Genomic DNA, 17,335 nt, shown 5'->3' with positions numbered 1-17,335 from the left:
CGAGCCCTCCTAGGCTATTGCTGCTGTTGCGTCGAGCTGGTCCTGTGTCTCTGCCAGCCTTTTTTTGGAGGCGTCGGCCGCCTCAAGAAGCGTAGCTGCGATGGCAAGGCCAATGGCGCGGGCCAGCAAGGGTGGAACGGCGTTGCCCACCTGGGTATAGCGTGGGCATTCCTTAGTACGCATTTTTCCGCCCGTGGTGAATTTGCCGCGGAATCTGAACCAATCGGGAAAGCTCTGCAGCCGCGCACTCTCTCGCACCGTCAAGATCCTTGGTTCGGCATAGTGCAACACGTCGTCCGGCAGCGTCGTGATCGTAGGCGCGGGATCCCAAGGTGACATAGGGAAGATCCGATGCTTCTTGAGTCCGTATTTTTTGCGGTGGGTTTCGTTCATCCGCACTCCCCTAGGGCATTCATCGAGTATTTTCTGGAAACGCTCTTGGACGTCGGCACGATGCTTTGCCAGCCGCATGCTGTCCATCGAATCGTTGCGGCAATTCTTGTGCATTAGCTTCTGGAAGACAGTACCGGGGCCCAGGTATTCCGCCTCCTCGAATCCAGGGGGCGAGTATTGGTCGATGCACGGTCGGCGAATGGACCGACTAGTCCTCAGGTCAGATATCGCGTCCATAGCCGTTGTGACTTCTAGAAGACCCAGTTCTTCGAGTTGCAAAACCCGGGTTGCTTCCAAGATCTCAAAAGCACGGCCGATGCCGCCTTTAAGCTCCACGGACAGGTGCCGACGAAGACCGATGACTATCAGGCGAGATCGCTTCTGCGGGACGCCAAAGCGGGAGGCGTCGACGATTTGCCCGTGAACATCGTAGCCAATGGCCTCGAGGCTCCTCTTGAGTTTTTCGTAGTACGACTCGGACGCCTGCTCGGGCTCTTCCCCCTCGCTGGGCTTATTCTTGTGCGCGACCTTCATCCCCGGGACGTTTTCGAGTACGAGCGCCGAGGGTTTGACTGCATCCACGACCTGCACGTATTTCTCGAATAGCATGTTTCGCGGATCGGCTTCCTTGCGCTTGCCGGCAAAGCTGAAGCCTTGGCAGGGCGGGCCTCCAGCCAGAACCTGTACCGTCCCCTGCAATTCGAGAAGTTGGTCTCTGTGCTCGGCCAGCAGCTCGTCGATGGCCCAAGCTCTCTGCTTGAGCCAGGATGGCCAGGAGAATTTGGCGACCGGAATCTTCCGGCTCCCAAGGAAGTTTTCGGAGAAGGTATCGAATGCCATCGCATCCTTTTCCACGGCGAACTGCCCTTCCAGGCCGGCCATGGAAAACCCAAGAGATAGACCGCCGCAGCCGGAAAAGAGGTCTATGAATTTGTACTGCATCATGTAGAGGTTCGGGTCGATTCACCTGTCAAGATTTGCTTGAAGGCGCTTGCTTCTTCGGAATAGATGATGCCTGCTACCACAAGGGGACGCCATGGCCTGGAGCCGAGAGCATCCCACGGCATCGCGGCGTCCCGATCATGATTGCGTAGTTATTTTTTGCGCAAGAGGCAAGAACATCATCTGAGGCCGGGGTAATCGAAGGCCGGGGCAGCTTACCGCCTCGGCGAAGAATACGGATTTTTGTTCAAGCCGCTGCAAGTGCGACAGTGGCGTCCCGCAAGCTGAGAAGCGACGGTAGGGGATCAAAAGCGAAAAAGCCCGCTATCTTTTGAATAGCGGGCTTTTAATTTGGTGCCGGAGAGATGAATCGAACACCCGACCTTCTCATTACGAATGAGCTGCTCTACCGACTGAGCTACACCGGCGAAGCCTCGGATTATAGCAACACCGTCAGGCCTTTTCGGTGTGGTACTTGGTCAAACGCTCGACTTCGTTACGCGAACCCAACATCACGCTCACGCGCTCGTGCAGTTTGGTGGGCTTCAGGTCGAGGATGCGCTGCTTGCCGTTGGTGGCGGCGCCGCCGGCCTGCTCGACCAGCCAGCTCATGGGGTTGGCCTCGTACATCAGGCGCAGCTTGCCGGCCTTTTCGGGCTCGCGCTTGTCCCACGGGTACATGAACACGCCGCCGCGCATCAAGATGCGGTGCACGTCGGCCACCATGCTGGCAATCCAGCGCATGTTGAAGTCTTTGCCGCGCGGGCCTTCCTTGCCGGCCAGGCATTCGTCGATGTAGCGCTTCATGGGCTCGTCCCAGTGGCGCATGTTGCTCATGTTGATGGCAAATTCTTTCGTATCCGCCGGAATCTGGATGTCTTCCTGCGTGAGCACAAAGCTGCCTTGCTCGCGGTCTAGCGTGAACATGGCCACGCCGTTGCCCACGGTCAGCACCAGGGTGGTTTGCGGGCCGTAGATGCAGTAGCCTGCGGCCACTTGCTGGGTGCCCGGCTGCAGAAAGTCGGCTTCCTGCACGCCGGGGGTGTCGTCGGGCTTCTTCAGCACGCTGAAGATGGTGCCAATGCTCACGTTCACGTCGATGTTGCTGCTGCCGTCGAGCGGGTCGAACATCAGCAGGTATTCGCCTTGCGGGTAGCGGTTGGGCACCACGTAGATGCTGTCCATTTCTTCGCTGGCCATGGCCGCGAGGTGGCCGCCCCATTCGTTGGCCTCAATCAGCACTTCGTTGGCAATGATGTCCAGCTTCTTCTGGATTTCGCCCTGCACGTTTTCGCTTTCGGCGGTGCCGAGCACTCCGCCCAGCGCACCCTTGTTGACGGCTTGGCTGATGCTTTTGCAGGCGCGGGCGACCACTTCGAGCAGCAGGCGCAGCTGGCCGGGAATGAGTCCGTCGGCGCGCTGTTGTTCAACGAGGTAGCGGGTGAGGGAGATCTTCTGTTGTTGATAAGCCATGTGCTTCCTGTATTGGGTTCGATTCGGTTCGATGTTGTGCCGAGGCGAGGCGTCTGGGCGCTCAGTCGGCGTTGTCTTCGGGCCAAGGGGCGCCAAGGTCGTAGGCAATGCGCATGGCAATGTCGGCCGATGCCTTGTCCAGCCCGTCGTTCAGCAACTTGCCCTGGTCTGCCAGCCAATGCGCGCGGCGGATGCTGCGCTGCGTGTTGGCGTCCTTGCCGCGCAGTTCCTGTTTGAGCGAGGGGCCGACGAGGTCCGACAGGCTGACGGTCGAGCGGTACGAATATTCGTGCCACAGCATGCGCTTGTCGGGGGAGCCGATGCGCACGTTGGCTCGCACCACGGCTTCGTCCTCGTCGTCAGAAACATTGGCCCAGCCTTCGACCACGGTCTGCGCGCTGTCGGGGTTGAGCGGGCTGCCCCTGAACATACTGGAGGCAGGCTCGCGGTAGGTGGCGCCCTGGTAGTTGGGGCTGGTGCGCAATGCCTTTTCGAGGCGCGGGCTGAGCAGGGGCGCCAGTTCGTAGTTGCCCATTACCGCGAGGTAGAGCGCCGAGCGCGACTGGATCTCTTGCTGCAGCGAGTCCTGGTAGCCCTTGTTGGCCGCGCCGGTCGCGCCGCCGAGAGCCATGGCACCGATGATGCCCACGCCGGGAATCGCCGCCATGCCGGCGCCGATGACGCGCATGCGCTTGAAGCTGGCGTCCGGGTCGCTTTCGACCTCGACGCCGATGCTGGGCACGACCACCTGCACGGTCGAGCCGGGCAGGGTGGTCAGTTGCGATTTCTTGATCCACGGCTGGCTCGACCTGCCCCCGGGGCCCGCGCAGCCAGCAAGCGCCGCGCAGAGCAGGAGCACTGTCGCCGTCAGCGCAAGCGCCGGCCGCCGCTTCGGGCAACGCCGCTCAGTTGCCGGCGAGTGCACGCGTCACTACCTCGTGGGTGTCCTTGCTCAGGTCGGGCTTGGCGGCCACGCGGGCAATGGCTTCGCGCGCGGCGCTGCGGTAGGGCTCGGCCAGCTTGCTCCAGCGGTCGAGCGCGCGGGCAAGGCGGGCGGCCACCTGGGGGTTGATGGCGTCCAGCTCTATGACGCGCTCGCTCCAGAACACGTAGCCGGCGGCATCGGGGCGGTGGAACGCGCCGGGGTTGGCGCTGCAGTAGCTGAAGATCACGCTGCGGGCGCGGTTGGGGTTCTTGATGGAGAAGTCCGGGTGCTTCATCAGCTGCTTCACCAGCGGCAAGATGTCGCCGCCGCGGTCTGGCGCGCCGGCCTGCAGCGAGAACCACTTGTCGATGACCAGGGCTTCGTCCTTGAACAGCGCATGAAAGCGCGCCAGCGCCTGCGCGGCCAGGGTGTGGCCCGACGACACCAGCGCGTTGAGCGCGTTGAAGCGGTCGGTCATGTTGCCGGCGTCTTTGAAGCGCTGCAGCGTTTTGCCGGGCCACACGGTGTCGCCCGAAGAGCGCGCCGCCAGGCACAAGAAATTAAGCGCCATGCCGGCCAGCGCGCGGCGGCCTGACGAGGTCGGGTCGGGCGTGTAGGCGCCGGTGTCGTGGTTTTCTTCGTAGACCTGTTGCCAGTCTTGGAAGAGGGCGGTGGCCAGTTGGGCGCGCATGGCTTCGCGCACCAGGTGCACGCGCTGCGGGTCGACCACGTCGAGCTGCTCGGAAATGTAGGTCTCCGAAGGCAGGGTGAGCACCAGCTCTTTAAAGGCGGCGTCGAGCTTGGGGTTGCGCAGCACGCTGCGCATGGCGTCCAGGTAGGCGTCGTTCAGCACCGGGGTGGTGTCGGTTGCCAGTGCGGCAATGCCCTGCAGCGCGGCGCGCAGGCCCAGGCGCTGGCCGGCTTCCCAGCGGTTGAAGGGGTCGGGGTCGTTGGCCAGCAACGTCAGCAGCTGGGCGTCGGTGTATTCAAAGTCCAGAATCACCGGCGCGCTGAAGCCGCGCAAGATGGAAGGCACGGGCTCGGAGTCCAGCCCCACAAAGGTAATTTGCTCGCCGGCGCGCGAGAGCACCACGGTGCGCGTGCACGGGGTGCCAGGCGCGCCGCGGGTAACTTCGCTTTCGCCTTCGAGCTGCAGCGGCAGTTCGCGCCCGCTGGCGTCGAGCAGGCCAATGTTCACCGGAATGACGAACGGCTCCTTGCTCGGCTGGCCCGGCGTGGGCGGGCAGCTTTGCACAATGCTCAGGGTGTAGCTGCGTGCTTGGGCGTCGTACACGCCGTGGGCGGCAAGGCGCGGCGTGCCGGCCTGGCTGTACCAGCGCTTGAACTGCGGCAGCAGGCGGGCCAGTTCCGAATCGGGGTTGGCGTCGGCAATGGCCTGGGCAAAGTCGTCGCAGGTTACGGCCTGGCCGTCGTGGCGCTCAAAGTAAAGGGTCATGCCCTTTTCAAAGCCCTTGCGGCCGACCAGCGTCTGCATCATGCGCACGACCTCGGCACCCTTTTCATAAATGGTGACGGTGTAGAAATTGCTGATCTCGATGTAGCTGTCGGGCCGCACCGGGTGGGCCATGGGGCCGGCGTCTTCGGGAAACTGGGCGGTGCGCAGCACGCGAACGTCTTCGATGCGCTTCACGGCGCGGGCCGAGGCATCGGCGCACAGGTCCTGGCTGAATTCCTGGTCGCGGAAGACGGTCAGACCTTCTTTCAGCGAAAGCTGGAACCAGTCGCGGCAGGTAACGCGGTCGCCGCTCCAGTTGTGAAAGTACTCGTGGCCGACCACGCTTTCGATGTTGCTGTAGTCGGCGTCGGTGGCGGTGGCCTGGTTGGCCAGAACGTACTTCGTGTTGAAGATGTTCAGGCCCTTGTTCTCCATGGCGCCCATGTTGAAGTCGCTGGTGGCCACAATCATGAAGCGGTCCAGGTCCAGCGGCAGGCCAAAGCGGGCTTCGTCCCACAGCACGGAGTTGACCAGCGAGTTCATCGCATGCTCGGTCTTGTCGAGGTCTCCGGCGCGCACGTACACCTGCAGCAAGTGCTCCTTGCCGTTGCGCGCGGTAATGCGCTGCTCGCGCGCCACCAGCTTGCCGGCCACCAGCGCAAACAGGTAGCTGGGCTTCTTGAAGGGGTCGACCCACTTGGCAAAGTGGCGGCCTTCGGGCAGGTCGCCCTGTTCGACCAGGTTGCCGTTCGACAGCAGCACGGGGTAGGCGGCCTTGGCGGCGCGCAGCGTTACCGTGTACATCGCCATCACATCGGGGCGGTCCAAAAAGTACGTAATGCGGCGGAAGCCTTCGGCCTCGCACTGCGTGAAGAAGGTGTCTTCGCTCACGAACAGGCCCATCAGCTTGGTGTTCTTGATGGGGCAGCAGGTGGTGAAGATCTCGAGTTCGAAGGCATCGGGCAAGCCATCGATCACGAGCTGCTCGCCTTCCATGCGGAACGACGCGCCCTGGCCGTTGACCAGCACGCGGGCCAGGTTCAGCTCGTCGCCGTCCAGGCGCAGCGGCTGGGCCGGCACGTCGGGGTTGCGGCGCAGTTGCATGCGGTTGAGCACGCGGGTCTTTGCGGGGTCGAGGTCGAAGGTCAGGTCGACGGTGTCGATCCAGAATGCCGGAGCGGCATAGTCTTCGCGGCGAATGGCAATCGGTTGCCCTTGGGCGTCACGCTGCAGCAGCATCGAGTGTCTCCAGAAAATTCGAATGGGCGAGTTCGTCGTAGTCGCGAACGGCGGCAATCACATGGGGGCCGGCAAGCTCGGCGGCGGTATGGGTGCTGCACACGGCCACGGCACGCATGCCGCCGCGGCGCGCAGCCTCTATGCCGAAGGGCGCATCTTCAAACACGATGCAGCGCTCGGGCGCCACACCAATGCGGCGCGCGGCTTCCAAAAAAATCTCGGGCGTGGGCTTGCCGGCAAAGCCTTCGTCGCCGCCCACAATGGCCAGCGGCAGCGGGTCCATCTTCAGGCGCGACATTGCAAATTCAATGTTGTGCTTGTCGCCCGCCGTGCCCACGGCCACCTTCAGGCCGCGCGCCACGGCGGCCTTTGCAAAGGCGGTAAAGCCGGCAACCTCGGTGAAGTTGTCGCTGAACATGGCGCGGTAGATTTCTTCTTTTTCGTGCACCAGGGTTTGGCACTCGGCGTCTGAAAGCTCGCGTTCGAACAGTTCGCGCATGCACTCGGTGCCGGTGCGGCCCGTGGTGCGCGCAAGAATGTCGGTCACGTCGAGCTTGAGCCCGTGGCGCGCCACAAACTCGACCCACGACCGCGCATGCCACGGCATGGAGTCGATCATGGTGCCGTCCATGTCGAAGATGAAGGCTTCGACCTTGTCGTGGGTCAGGCTCATCGATTACACGCCTTGCTTCAGCGAGGCTTCGATGAACACGTCCAGGTCTCCGTCGAGCACCTTTTGCGTGGCCGAGACTTCAACGTTGGTGCGCAGGTCCTTGATGCGGCTGTTGTCCAGCACGTAGCTGCGGATCTGGTGGCCCCAGCCCACATCGGTCTTGCTGTCCTCGAGCTTTTGCTGCTCTTCCTGGCGCTTGCGCATTTCGTGGTCATACAGGCGCGAGCGCAGGCGCTTCCACGCCACGTCGCGGTTGCTGTGCTGGCTGCGGCCGTCCTGGCACTGCACCACGATGCCCGTGGGGATGTGCGTCAGGCGCACGGCCGAGTCGGTCTTGTTGATGTGCTGGCCGCCCGCGCCCGATGCGCGGAAGGTGTCGGTGCGCACGTCGGACGGGTTGATCTCGATCTCGATGGAGTCGTCGATTTCGGGGTAGACAAAGATCGAGGCAAAGCTGGTGTGGCGCCCGCCCGACGAGTCGAATGGCGACTTGCGCACCAGGCGGTGCACGCCGGTTTCGGTGCGCAAGAGGCCAAAGGCGTAGTCGCCTTCCACCTTGATGGTCGCGCCCTTGATGCCGGCGGTGTCGCCCGGGGTTTCGTCTTCGATCTGCGTCTTGAAGCCCTTGCGCTCGGCGTACTTCAGGTACTGGCGCAGCAGCATGCTGGCCCAGTCGCAAGCCTCGGTGCCGCCCGCGCCGGCCTGAATGTCGACAAAGGCGTTGAGCGGATCGGCCGGGTTGTTGAACATCCGGCGGAATTCAAGCTGCTTGATGTCGGCTTCGAGCGCGGCGGCGTCGTCGGCAATGGACTGCAAGCCGTCCATGTCGCCGTCTTCCTTCGACATTTCATACAGCTCGGTGTTGTCCGAGAGGCCGCTGGTGAGGCGATCGAGCGTGACGACCACGTCGTCGAGCGACTTTTTCTCGCGGCCGAGTTCCTGGGCCTTCTTGGGGTCGTTCCAGACGTTGGGGTCTTCGAGCGATGCGTTGACCGTCCTCAGACGTTCGGCTTTGGCATCGTAGTCAAAGATACCTCCGTAAATCTGCCGTCCGCGCGCTCAGGTCCGCGAGGGTTGCGCCGATTTGGTTGATTTGTTCTGCGTCCATGGGGTGTCCTGACTGTGTTCGGGGGAAACCGGACATTTTCTCATGGACCGAACCGTTGCCGAGGAGAGCCCCTGTATTGCTCCTTCCCCCGCTGGGGGAAGGCTGGGATGGGGGCGGGCCTTCGATCAAGCGCTGTGCTTATTTGGAAGCCGCCGTGCCCCCACCCCGGCCCTCCCCCAGCGGGGGAGGGAGGAAGGCGAGGTCAGAAGGCGGGGACCAGCGAGCCTTTGAACTGGCTCTCGATAAAGCTCTTCACCTCCGCCGACTGGTAAGCCGCCACCAGCCGCTTGGCCCAGGGCTTGTCCTTGTCGGCGCGGCGCACGGCAATCAGGTTGGCGTAGGGGCTTTTCGGGGCTTCCTTGATTACGGCGTCCTTGGCGAGCGAAAGCCCCGCTTTTTCAGCGTAGTCGTTGTTGATGGCGGCAATGGCCAGGTCGTCGAGCGAGCGCGGCAGTTGGGCGGCGTCCAGCGCCACCAGCTTCAGCTTCTTGGGGTTGCTCACCACGTCGAGCGGCGTGGCGTTGTTGTTCTTCACCGCGTCGGGCTTCAGCGTAATGAGGCCGGCGGTCTGCAGCAGCAGCAAGGCGCGGTTGCCGTTCGACGGATCGTTCTGGATGCCGACCGAGGCGCCGTCGGGCAGCTGGTCGATCGACTTGATCTTGCGCGAGTAGAAGCCCAGCGGCGCCGTGATGGTGAGGCCCACGGGCACGATGTCGAAGCCGCGCGCCTTGTTCTGGTTGTCCAGAAAGGGCTGGTGCTGAAAGGCGTTGGCGTCCAGGTCGCCCGAGGCCAGCGCCGCGTTGGGCAACTGGTAGTCGTTGAATACCACCACCTGGATGTTCAGGCCGTCCTTGGCGGCCACTTTCTTGACCACTTCGAAGATCTGCTCGCCGTTGCCGACGGACACGCCCACCTTGATGGCGGTTTTGTTGTTGTCTTGCGCGAAGGTGGCGCTGCCGGTGAAGAAAAGTGCGCCTGCAATGGTTGCAAGGGCGAGGGTGCGGCGGCGAAGGGTGCTGTGCATGTTGTGTTGCGCGAAATCAAAAAAAGTAAGGCCGCGAATGTGGCATTGCCCCGCCGGTTTGGGAACGAACCAATGCGCATATCGATATGGCGTTGCTCGCCGGGCTTCTTCAATGCTTATGCGTTTTCATGCATAAGCAAGCGCCGATTTGTTCGTTCCCTTTTGACGATTTTGTTTTCATACTCGGCCCCTTTTTGCGAACTCCGCGGCCCGCTTCGACGTGGGCCGTGCCTCCTCTCCATGACCAACCATTCGCCTGATGCGGCCCGCGGTAACGCGGCGCCGGTCATCCGACTTCAATCGGTGCAGAAGTCCTTTGCCTTGCCCAGCGGCGAGGTGTTCGACGCCGTGCAGTCGCTCTCGCTCGACATTCACCAGGGCGACGTGTTCGGCCTGATCGGCAAGAGCGGCGCGGGCAAGTCGACCTTGCTGCGCCTCATCAACCTGCTGGAGCGGCCCGATGCGGGCAAGGTCTTCGTCGGCGGGCGCGACCTGACGACGCTCTCGCGCCGCGAGTTGCGCGACATGCGTCAGAACATCGGCATGATCTTTCAGCAGTTCAACCTGCTGCAGAACGCCACGGTGTTCGACAACGTGGCGTTTCCGCTGAAGATCCATGGCCGCCATTCGAAGGCCGAAATCGACGCCCGCGTGCGCGAATGCCTGGCCCTGGTGGGGCTGGCCGAGAAGATCGACACCTATCCGGCCCAGCTTTCGGGCGGGCAGAAGCAGCGCGTGGCCATTGCGCGCGCGCTGGCGCCGCGGCCGCAGGTGCTGCTGTGCGACGAGCCCACCTCGGCGCTCGACACCGAAACCACGCGCGCGCTGCTCGAAACGCTGCGCGACATCAACCAGAAGATCGGCGTGACCATCGTCATCGTCACGCACGAGCTCTCGGTGGTCGAGGTGCTGTGCCGCAATGTCGCCATTCTGGAGAAGGGCCGCCTGGTGGAGCAGTTTGCGGTGCTCGATGCGCCGGCCGAAGAGCGCAAGACGGCGCTGGGCCGCGAAATCGACGAACTGGTGCGCCGCCGCGAGCGCGAGGCGCGCGAACCCATCACGCCGCGCCCCTTGCCGGTGCAGCGCAGCGCGCAGGAGGTGGCCTATGTTTGAAAACATCGCGCCCATCCTCCCCGAGCTGTGGGCGGCCACGGGCCAGACCTTCCTGATGCTGGCCATCGGCCTCTCGGCCGCGGTGCTCATCGGCGGGCCGCTGGGCATTCTGCTGTTCTTGCTGGGGCCAGGCCAGTCGCTCGAAAACAAGCCGGCGTTCCTCATCCTGAACTGGATCGTGAACACCGTGCGCTCGTTTCCTTTCATCATCCTGCTGGTGGCGCTGGTGCCTTTCACGCGGGTGATTGCGGGCACTTCCATCGGGCCGCTGGCGGCCGCGGTGCCGCTGTCGTTCGCGGCCATTCCGTACTTTGCGCGGCTGGTCGACCAGTGCCTGCGCGAAGTGCCGCGCGGCGTGATCGAGGCGGCGCACGCCATGGGCGCCTCGGAGCTGCAGATCGTCTGGCGCGTGCTGGTGGTGGAGGCGCGCTCCGGTTTGGTGCTCGCGCTCACGGTGCTGGCAGTGAGCTTTCTCTCCTACTCGGCCATTGCCGGCGTGGTGGGCGGTGGCGGCATTGGCGACCTGGCGATTCGCTACGGCTACTACCGCTTTCAGACCGATGTGATGGTGCTCACCGTGGCGCTGCTCGTGGTGCTGGTACAGATCCTGCAGTTCGTGGGCAACACCACGGCGCGCAGGCTGGACAAGCGTTGATTTCTCTTTCTCCTCTTTCTTATTTCTCTCCTGCTCATTCCATGAAAACCGCACTGCTGCGCCGTTCCGTTCTCGCCCTGTCCCTGGCCGCCCTCTCGTTCGGCGGCCTTTCGCTGGCTCAGGCGCAAGAGGCCAAGAAGAACCTCGTCATCGGCGGCACCGCCGGATCGAACATCGACCAGCTCAAGGCCGGCATCGTCCCCATCCTCGAGAAGAAGGGCTACAAGGTGAAGCTGGTCGAGTTCAACGACTACGTGCAGCCCAACCTCGCGCTGGCCCAGGGCTCGCTCGACGCCAACTTCTTTCAGCATCAGGTCTACCTGAAGAAGTTCTCGGCCGACCAGAAGCTGGACCTCGCCGAACTGGTGCAGGGCCCCATCGCACCGCTGGGCGTGTATTCGACCAAGCGCAAGACTCTGGCCGAGGTGAAAGAGGGCGACCGTTTCACCCTGCCCAACGACCCGAGCAACCTGGCCCGTGCGCTGGTGCTGCTGGAGCAGAACAAGCTCATCACCATCAAGCCCGGCGTCGATCCGCTGCGCGCGTCTGAAAAAGACGTGGCCGAGAACCCCAAGAAGCTGAAGTTCATTCCGCTCGAAGCCGCACAGTTGCCGCGCTCGCTGGGCGACACCGACTACGCCATCGTCAACGGCAACTTCGCAATCTCGTCGGGCCTGAAGCTCACCGAGGCCGTGGTGCTGGAAAAGACCCCCGACTACTACCTGAACGTGGTGGCCGTGAAGAACGCGGACAAGAACGCGCCCTGGGCCAAGGACATTGCCGACGCCTACCGCTCCAAGGAGTTCAAGGCCGTGGTCGACACCAAGTTCCAGGGCTACGCCAAGCCCAGCTTCCTGCAATAACGCCTCAATCAAAGGACGCCCATGCCCGTGCTCGCTGTTTTCGATGCCGAAGGACGCTGGTGCGACACGCATGTGTGCGACGGCCGCATCAACGAGCACCTGGGCAAGCAGGGCGTGAGCTGGGGCCGCGAAGAAGCGCCCGCGGGCCAGCGGGCGCTCGAGCGTGCGAGCCTGTTCTACGTGCGCACCGAAAACGGCTACCTGGGCCTGCTGTTCGAGGCGGGTGAATGGGTGGCGCTTTCGGCCGGCGCCGAGCACTTTTTCGACGACGGCCAGGCCGCGCCGCTCCGGCCGCTGCCCGCCTTGCTGCCGCACTTCGACGCCTTCGTCGAAGAGGTGCTGATGCTGACGGGCAACGACGCGGACGAAGAAGACTGAGTGCAAAGCCGGGTCTGGCGCACGCTGGGCCCGCAGGCTTGTAGCATGTGCGGATGACCCAGCACATCGGAATCGTCGGATGCTCCGCCGAAGGCGCGGCGCTCTGCTACCAAACCATCTGCGTGGAAGGGGCCCAGCTGCTTGGGCCGCATGCGCATCCTGAAGTCTCGATGCACACGCCGTCGCTTGCCGACTACATGCAGCACATCTACCGGAACGACTGGCGAGGGGTGGGCGAGGTGATGCTGGCTTCGGCCAACAAGCTCGCGAAGATAGGAGCGAGCTTTCTGGTCTGCCCGGACAACACCATTCACCAGGCGCTGCCGTTCATCGAGGCGCGCTCGCCGTTGCCGTGGCTGCACATTGCCGAATGCGTGGCCGAGGAGGCCGCGCAGCGCGGGTTCAAGCGCCTGGCCATCACCGGCACGCGCTGGCTGGTCGAGAGCGAGGTCTACCCCGAGAAGCTCTCTGCCAGGGGGCTCGAGTACGTTCGGCCTACTGCTGACGAGCGCGAAGAGATCAACCGCATCATCATGGAAGAGCTGGTCTGCGGTGTTTTCACGCCCGATGCGGTCACGGCGTTCAGGCGCGTCATCCAGCGCATGAAAGACGAGGACGGCTGCGATGCGGTCGTGCTCGGCTGCACCGAGATTCCGCTGATCATGAACGACGTGAACTCGCCGCTGCCCACGCTCGATTCGACGCGGCTGCTGGCGCGCGCGGCATTGCAGCGCACCGTGCAGGGCCGCGCCGCGGACTGAAGGCGGGGCTCAGCCGGCCAGGAACTGCTCGATCAGCCCGGCCACGCGCTGCGGCTGATCGTGGTGCAGCATGTGGCCCGCATCGGCCACCTGCTCGATGCGCACCGAAGGCACGGACTTCAGGCGCTCGTGAAACTCTTCGAGCGTGTAGCGGTTTTTCCACCAGCCGTGCAGGCTGTCGTCCGCGGCTTCGACCATGAGCGTGGGAGCTGAGATCCGCGCATAAAGGGCGAGCGTTTCATCGACCCGGAAGATGTTGGCGTTTACGATCTTGTGCGCGGCTTCGCCAAGAATCTGCCAGCGTTCGCTGCCGTCGGACTGGGTTTGCGCGGCGGACCAGTGGCCGGCCAGCCAGTTGGCCTTGTCGGGCGTGAGGCGCGGGTTGGTCTTCATGAGCCGGCGCGCCACGCCCTCTACTGACGAGTAGCTGGCAAGCGCCATTTCGCCGCGGTGCAGGCGCTTGAGTTCGTCGATCCATTGCCCGTAGCGAGCGGGCGCTTCCTCGGGCTTGCGCGCGGGCATGCCGAAGCCTTCGCAATTGACCAGGCGGCGAATGCGCCCGGGCCTTGCCCCCGCATAGTGCATGGCGACATTGCCGCCCATGCTGTGGCCGACCAGGTCAACGGGCCGCGCCGCATCGCCTTCGCCCGCGTAGTGGTCGAGCAGCCATTCGAGATCGGCGAGGTAATCGGGCAGCCAGTAGTTGTCGACGCCGCCGCCATCGGTCAGGCCAAAGCCGCGCCAGTCGGGCGCAATGATGAAGCGCTCTTCGGCCAGCGCATCGACCACGAACTGCCACGAAGCTCCCACGTCCATCCAGCCGTGCAGCAGCACCAACGGCGGCCGCGCCGGGGAGGGCTCGCCCCACACGCGCACGTGGTAGAGAAGGTTGCGCACGGGCACGAATTCGGTGCGCGAAGGACGAAGGGCTTGGTACATGGGCGCCGATGATACGGAGCCGGCGGCCGCAGCGCAGTCCGCCACAAGACAGCGCGCGCTCGGGTTTTGGGCGCATGGCCAGCGCATTGCGGAGGAGGACGGTAGCATTCCGCGCATGAAAAAAATCCAACTCGGCCAGAGCAGCCTGCAGGTCACCCCGATCTGCCTTGGCACCATGACATTCGGCGAACAGGTGGACGAGCCCACCTCGCATGCCATTTTGAGCCGCTCGCTCGAGCGCGGCGTCGATTTCATCGACACGGCCGAGATGTACGCGGTGCCCACGCGCAAGGAAACCTACGGCGCCACCGAAACCATCATCGGCAACTGGTTTGCGGCCAATCCCGGTGCGCGCCAAAAAATTACGCTGGCCACCAAGGTGGCCGGCCCGGTGCGCGCGACGCCCTGGGTGCGCGAAGGCACGGGCATGACGGCGGCCGATATCGTGGCGTCGTGCAACGCCAGCCTGAAGCGGCTGAAGACCGACGTCATCGACCTGTACCAGATCCACTGGCCCGAGCGCCACGTGCCGGCCTTCGGCGCCCTTTACTACGACCCGGCCAAGGAAACCTCGCAAACCCCGATCCACGAGCAACTCGAAGTGCTGGGCGGGCTGGTCAAGGCCGGCAAGGTGCGGGAAATCGGTCTTTCGAACGAAACCCCGTACGGCGTGCACGAGTTCGTGCGGCTGGCTGAGCAGCACGGCCTGCCGCGCGTGGCCTCGGTGCAGAACGTCTACAACCTGGTGAGCCGCGGGCTCGAGAACGGGCTCGACGAGACGATGCACCGGCTCGGCGTTTCGCTGCTGGCGTATTCGCCGCTGGCCTTCGGCCTCTTGACCGGCAAGTACGACCAGGGCGGCATCGAGGGGCCGGAGGCTCCGAAGGGCGCGCGAATTTCGAGCTACGAATCGGTGCGCAAGCAGCGCTGGGGCCGGCCCGATGCGTTGAAGGCGGCGCGCCGCTACAACCAGCTGGCGCGCGACAACGGCCTGACGCCGGTGCAGCTGGCGCTGGCCTTCTGCTACACCAAGTGGCAGGTGGCAAGCACCATCATCGGCGTGACCACGGTGGCGCAGCTCGACGAAGACCTTGACGTGTGGGGCACCACGCTTTCGCCGGAAGTCCTGGCCGAGATCGACCAGATCCGCTGGGAGATCCGGGACCCGGCAACGTGAGCGCAGCGCCAGGGGTGCGCCGGTGAGCAAGAAGGCGCACGTTTCCGAAACACCCGCCACCCAGCTGCTGCGCGAGCACAAGATCGCCTTCACGGAGCACCCGTACGAATACCTGGAACACGGCGGCGCCCAGCGCAGCGCCGAGGTGCTGGGCTTCGACCCCTTCACCGTGGTGAAGACGCTGGTGATGCAGGACCAGGACGCCAAGCCGCTCATCGTGCTGATGCACGGCAACCGCACGGTGTCGACCAAGAATCTGGCGCGGCAGATCGGCGCCAAGTCGGTGGAGCCCTGCAAGCCCGATGTTGCGCAGCGCCACAGCGGCTACATGGTGGGCGGCACCTCGCCCTTCGGCACGCGGCGCCAGATGCCGGTGTACATCGAGTCGAGCATCCTGGAGTTGCCGAAGATCGCCATCAACGGCGGGCGGCGCGGCTACCTGGTGGGCATCGACCCGCAGGTGTGCGTGGCGCTGCTCGGCGCCAAGCCGGTGCAGTGCGCGCTGGCAGAATAGCCGGCCCGAATAAGAACATCCATCCTTCGTGGAGCGCCGCCTTGAGCTTTCATTTGCCTTCCCTCCTTGCCATCCTGGCTTCGTACCTGATCGGCTCGCTGTCGTTCGCGGTCATCGTGAGCAAATCGCTCGGCATGGCCGACCCGCGCAGCTACGGCAGCGGCAACCCCGGCGCCACCAACGTGCTGCGCTCGGGCAACAAGGGCGCGGCGCTGGCGACCTTGCTGCTCGATGCGCTGAAGGGCTGGCTGCCGGTGTTTGTGATTCGCCATTTCGGCGCGCAGTGGGGCTTGGGCGAGGGCGTGGCTGCGCTGGCGGGCCTGGCGGCCTTCCTGGGCCATCTGTACCCGGTGTTCTTCGGCTTTCAGGGCGGCAAGGGCGTGGCTACCGCGGCTGGCGTGCTGGTGGGCATTGCGCCCTGGCTGGGGCTGGCCACCGGCGTCACCTGGCTGATCATTGCGGTGTTCTTCCGCTATTCGTCGCTGTCGTCGCTGGTGGCGGCCTTCTTTGCGCCGGCGTACTACCTGATTGGCGGCAACATTGCGTGGCCGCTCGACCGCACGGTGCTGATTGCGATCATCATCATGAGTCTGCTGCTCGTCTGGCGGCACCGCGAAAACATCCGCCGGCTCGCGGCCGGCACGGAGTCGAAGCTCGGCTCCAAGAAAAAGGCTTGAGAAAGAACACCATGGCAACCATTACCCGCTTTCACGTCGGCCCCCGTTTGTCTGAAACGGCGGTGCACAACGGCACCATCTACCTTGCAGGCCAGGTGCCCGACGACACCTCGCAGGACATCCGCGGCCAGACCACGCAGGTGCTGGCCATGGTCGACCGCCTGCTGGCCGAGGCCGGCAGCGACAAGTCGCGCATTCTCATGACGCAGATTTTTCTGGCCGATATCACCGACATCACGGCCATGAACGAGGTGTGGGATGCGTGGATTCCCGCCGGCAACACGCCGCCGCGCGCGACGGTGCAGGCCAAGATGGCCAATGCGGCCTACAAGATCGAGATCGTGGTCACGGCCGCGCAGGCCTGACACTGGCGCGTTTCAGTAGCGCTTTTCCAGGACCATCTGATCCGCGTCGCGCCGCATCGAGAATCGGTTGATGAAGCTGTTGCCCAGCAGCACAAAAGGCATGGGCTGGGGCGACACGATCGCGTCGATGTCGTACACCTCGACATCGCCCACGCGTACCGACTGCAGCCGCAGCTTGTAGCCGCTGGACACGCCGTTGGCGGTGTTCATCTGGACGCGCTGGCCCTTGCTGTAATCAAGGCCGATGCGCTGCGCATCGGCGGCCGACAGGGCGATGGACGTCGCGCCGGTGTCGAGCATGAAGGTGACAGCCCGCCCGTTGATGGCACCCTGCGTCATGAAATGGCCGCGGCTGTCCGCCGGCAGCACAATGCGGCTGCCGCCGCCCGTACCCGTGCCGCCGCCAATGCTCACCGGCGTGTCCATGCGCAGGTTGACGCGCTTGCCTTCGAGCTCGACCACGGCCTGCTCGGCCTGCAGCGACACGAGCTTGACGCCCTGGAAGGTTTCACCCACCGCCACCGTCTTGGGCGGAGCGCCGTTCACGATGAGGATCGCGCGGCTGCCGATGGTGCCGGTCAGCATGACCGAGCTCGCCGCATGCGCCCCTGCAGCGGCAGCCAGCAACTGCGCTGCGACGACGAGCGATTTCATGCGGGG

Annotated in this window: 18 protein-coding genes and 1 tRNA gene; 9 read left to right on the top strand and 10 right to left on the bottom strand. The window is 64.2% G+C overall.

Annotated features, from left to right (window positions below; all coding sequences use genetic code 11):
- Positions 1-9: 9 nt before the first annotated feature.
- The 8 genes from V9L21_RS10915 to V9L21_RS10880 form a co-directional block, all read right to left on the bottom strand.
- Entirely contained in the window at positions 10-1,338 is a 1,329-nt protein-coding gene (locus V9L21_RS10915; RefSeq protein WP_337311722.1) for a DNA cytosine methyltransferase, read from the bottom strand.
- Positions 1,339-1,687: 349 nt separating this feature from the next.
- Positions 1,688-1,763: transfer RNA gene (locus V9L21_RS10910), tRNA-Thr, on the bottom strand.
- Between the two features lie 25 nt (positions 1,764-1,788).
- Positions 1,789-2,808 (bottom strand): class 1 fructose-bisphosphatase, encoded by a 1,020-nt coding sequence (locus V9L21_RS10905; protein WP_281148095.1) that lies wholly within the window; start codon positions 2,806-2,808, stop codon positions 1,789-1,791.
- Between the two features lie 61 nt (positions 2,809-2,869).
- Positions 2,870-3,667 carry a hypothetical protein gene (locus V9L21_RS10900; protein WP_337311719.1) on the bottom strand — a complete coding sequence of 266 codons (798 nt, stop codon included), beginning with the start codon at positions 3,665-3,667 and terminating at the stop codon, positions 2,870-2,872.
- 46 nt (positions 3,668-3,713) lie between these two features.
- Positions 3,714-6,428 carry an aminopeptidase N gene (gene pepN / locus V9L21_RS10895; RefSeq protein ID WP_337311717.1) on the bottom strand — a complete coding sequence of 905 codons (2,715 nt, stop codon included), beginning with the start codon at positions 6,426-6,428 and terminating at the stop codon, positions 3,714-3,716.
- On the bottom strand, positions 6,412-7,101 hold the full coding sequence (locus tag V9L21_RS10890; RefSeq protein WP_337311714.1) for an HAD family hydrolase: 690 nt from the start codon (positions 7,099-7,101) through the stop codon (positions 6,412-6,414). The genes pepN and V9L21_RS10890 overlap by 17 nt, the downstream gene beginning before the upstream one ends.
- A gap of 3 nt (positions 7,102-7,104) precedes the next feature.
- Positions 7,105-8,209, bottom strand: a protein-coding gene (prfB, locus tag V9L21_RS10885) for a peptide chain release factor 2 (protein WP_157614994.1) whose coding sequence is annotated in 2 segments (ribosomal slippage) — positions 7,105-8,127 and positions 8,129-8,209 — 1,104 coding nt in all. Because the reading frame shifts where the segments join, the coding sequence is not laid out codon by codon here.
- Positions 8,210-8,411: 202 nt separating this feature from the next.
- Positions 8,412-9,233, bottom strand: a complete 822-nt coding sequence (locus V9L21_RS10880; protein WP_337311711.1) for a MetQ/NlpA family ABC transporter substrate-binding protein — start codon at positions 9,231-9,233, stop codon at positions 8,412-8,414.
- A gap of 240 nt (positions 9,234-9,473) precedes the next feature.
- Here V9L21_RS10880 and V9L21_RS10875 point away from each other — a divergent pair, with 240 nt between their 5' ends.
- Genes V9L21_RS10875 through V9L21_RS10855 form a run of 5 tightly spaced genes read left to right on the top strand, consistent with a single transcriptional unit; the run spans position 9,474 to position 13,003 of the window.
- Positions 9,474-10,346 (top strand): methionine ABC transporter ATP-binding protein, encoded by an 873-nt coding sequence (locus tag V9L21_RS10875; RefSeq protein ID WP_337311710.1) that lies wholly within the window; start codon positions 9,474-9,476, stop codon positions 10,344-10,346.
- Complete coding sequence (locus V9L21_RS10870) at positions 10,339-11,001, top strand: methionine ABC transporter permease (RefSeq protein ID WP_337311708.1); 663 nt, start codon at positions 10,339-10,341, stop codon at positions 10,999-11,001. The genes V9L21_RS10875 and V9L21_RS10870 overlap by 8 nt, the downstream gene beginning before the upstream one ends.
- A gap of 41 nt (positions 11,002-11,042) precedes the next feature.
- Entirely contained in the window at positions 11,043-11,864 is an 822-nt protein-coding gene (locus tag V9L21_RS10865) for a MetQ/NlpA family ABC transporter substrate-binding protein (RefSeq protein ID WP_337311706.1), read from the top strand.
- 21 nt (positions 11,865-11,885) lie between these two features.
- Positions 11,886-12,242 (top strand): hypothetical protein, encoded by a 357-nt coding sequence (locus V9L21_RS10860; protein WP_337311704.1) that lies wholly within the window; start codon positions 11,886-11,888, stop codon positions 12,240-12,242.
- A gap of 53 nt (positions 12,243-12,295) precedes the next feature.
- Positions 12,296-13,003, top strand: a complete 708-nt coding sequence (locus tag V9L21_RS10855; RefSeq protein WP_337311702.1) for an aspartate/glutamate racemase family protein — start codon at positions 12,296-12,298, stop codon at positions 13,001-13,003.
- Between the two features lie 9 nt (positions 13,004-13,012).
- Here V9L21_RS10855 and V9L21_RS10850 read toward each other — a convergent pair whose 3' ends face one another.
- On the bottom strand, positions 13,013-13,942 hold the full coding sequence (locus tag V9L21_RS10850; protein WP_337311700.1) for an alpha/beta fold hydrolase: 930 nt from the start codon (positions 13,940-13,942) through the stop codon (positions 13,013-13,015).
- Between the two features lie 115 nt (positions 13,943-14,057).
- On the opposite strand from V9L21_RS10850, the gene V9L21_RS10845 reads away from it, so the two are divergent.
- From V9L21_RS10845 to V9L21_RS10830, 4 genes are read left to right on the top strand one after another with little or no spacing between them, the layout of a single operon-like run.
- Positions 14,058-15,119, top strand: coding sequence for an aldo/keto reductase (locus V9L21_RS10845; protein WP_337311699.1), 1,062 nt, complete (start codon positions 14,058-14,060; stop codon positions 15,117-15,119).
- Between the two features lie 22 nt (positions 15,120-15,141).
- Entirely contained in the window at positions 15,142-15,633 is a 492-nt protein-coding gene (gene ybaK, locus V9L21_RS10840) for a Cys-tRNA(Pro) deacylase (RefSeq protein WP_337311697.1), read from the top strand.
- A 41-nt stretch (positions 15,634-15,674) separates the two neighbouring features.
- Positions 15,675-16,310 (top strand): glycerol-3-phosphate 1-O-acyltransferase PlsY, encoded by a 636-nt coding sequence (gene plsY, locus V9L21_RS10835; RefSeq protein WP_337311695.1) that lies wholly within the window; start codon positions 15,675-15,677, stop codon positions 16,308-16,310.
- A gap of 11 nt (positions 16,311-16,321) precedes the next feature.
- Positions 16,322-16,675, top strand: a complete 354-nt coding sequence (locus V9L21_RS10830) for a RidA family protein (RefSeq protein ID WP_042582160.1) — start codon at positions 16,322-16,324, stop codon at positions 16,673-16,675.
- Between the two features lie 12 nt (positions 16,676-16,687).
- On the opposite strand, the gene V9L21_RS10825 is transcribed toward V9L21_RS10830, so the two are convergent.
- Positions 16,688-17,329, bottom strand: coding sequence for a retropepsin-like aspartic protease family protein (locus V9L21_RS10825; RefSeq protein ID WP_337311693.1), 642 nt, complete (start codon positions 17,327-17,329; stop codon positions 16,688-16,690).
- Positions 17,330-17,335 lie beyond the last annotated feature (6 nt).

This window comes from Variovorax sp. CCNWLW235 (assembly GCF_037204085.1).
Taxonomy (GTDB): Bacteria; Pseudomonadota; Gammaproteobacteria; order Burkholderiales; family Burkholderiaceae_C; genus Variovorax.
This window is presented reverse-complemented; position numbering and strand designations above follow the sequence as displayed.

Excerpts from the sequence above, each read along its gene's own strand:
- V9L21_RS10915 (WP_337311722.1), bottom strand. The coding sequence starts at position 1,338 with ATGATGCAGTACAAATTCATAGACCTCTTTTCCGGCTGCGGCGGTCTA.
- V9L21_RS10905 (WP_281148095.1), bottom strand. The coding sequence starts at position 2,808 with ATGGCTTATCAACAACAGAAGATCTCCCTCACCCGCTACCTCGTTGAA.
- pepN (WP_337311717.1), bottom strand. The coding sequence starts at position 6,428 with ATGCTGCTGCAGCGTGACGCCCAAGGGCAACCGATTGCCATTCGCCGC.
- V9L21_RS10890 (WP_337311714.1), bottom strand. The coding sequence starts at position 7,101 with ATGAGCCTGACCCACGACAAGGTCGAAGCCTTCATCTTCGACATGGAC.
- V9L21_RS10880 (WP_337311711.1), bottom strand. The coding sequence starts at position 9,233 with ATGCACAGCACCCTTCGCCGCCGCACCCTCGCCCTTGCAACCATTGCA.
- V9L21_RS10875 (WP_337311710.1), top strand. The coding sequence starts at position 9,474 with ATGACCAACCATTCGCCTGATGCGGCCCGCGGTAACGCGGCGCCGGTC.
- V9L21_RS10870 (WP_337311708.1), top strand. The coding sequence starts at position 10,339 with ATGTTTGAAAACATCGCGCCCATCCTCCCCGAGCTGTGGGCGGCCACG.
- V9L21_RS10865 (WP_337311706.1), top strand. The coding sequence starts at position 11,043 with ATGAAAACCGCACTGCTGCGCCGTTCCGTTCTCGCCCTGTCCCTGGCC.
- V9L21_RS10860 (WP_337311704.1), top strand. The coding sequence starts at position 11,886 with ATGCCCGTGCTCGCTGTTTTCGATGCCGAAGGACGCTGGTGCGACACG.
- V9L21_RS10855 (WP_337311702.1), top strand. The coding sequence starts at position 12,296 with ATGACCCAGCACATCGGAATCGTCGGATGCTCCGCCGAAGGCGCGGCG.
- V9L21_RS10850 (WP_337311700.1), bottom strand. The coding sequence starts at position 13,942 with ATGTACCAAGCCCTTCGTCCTTCGCGCACCGAATTCGTGCCCGTGCGC.
- V9L21_RS10845 (WP_337311699.1), top strand. The coding sequence starts at position 14,058 with ATGAAAAAAATCCAACTCGGCCAGAGCAGCCTGCAGGTCACCCCGATC.
- V9L21_RS10830 (WP_042582160.1), top strand. The coding sequence starts at position 16,322 with ATGGCAACCATTACCCGCTTTCACGTCGGCCCCCGTTTGTCTGAAACG.
- V9L21_RS10825 (WP_337311693.1), bottom strand. The coding sequence starts at position 17,329 with ATGAAATCGCTCGTCGTCGCAGCGCAGTTGCTGGCTGCCGCTGCAGGG.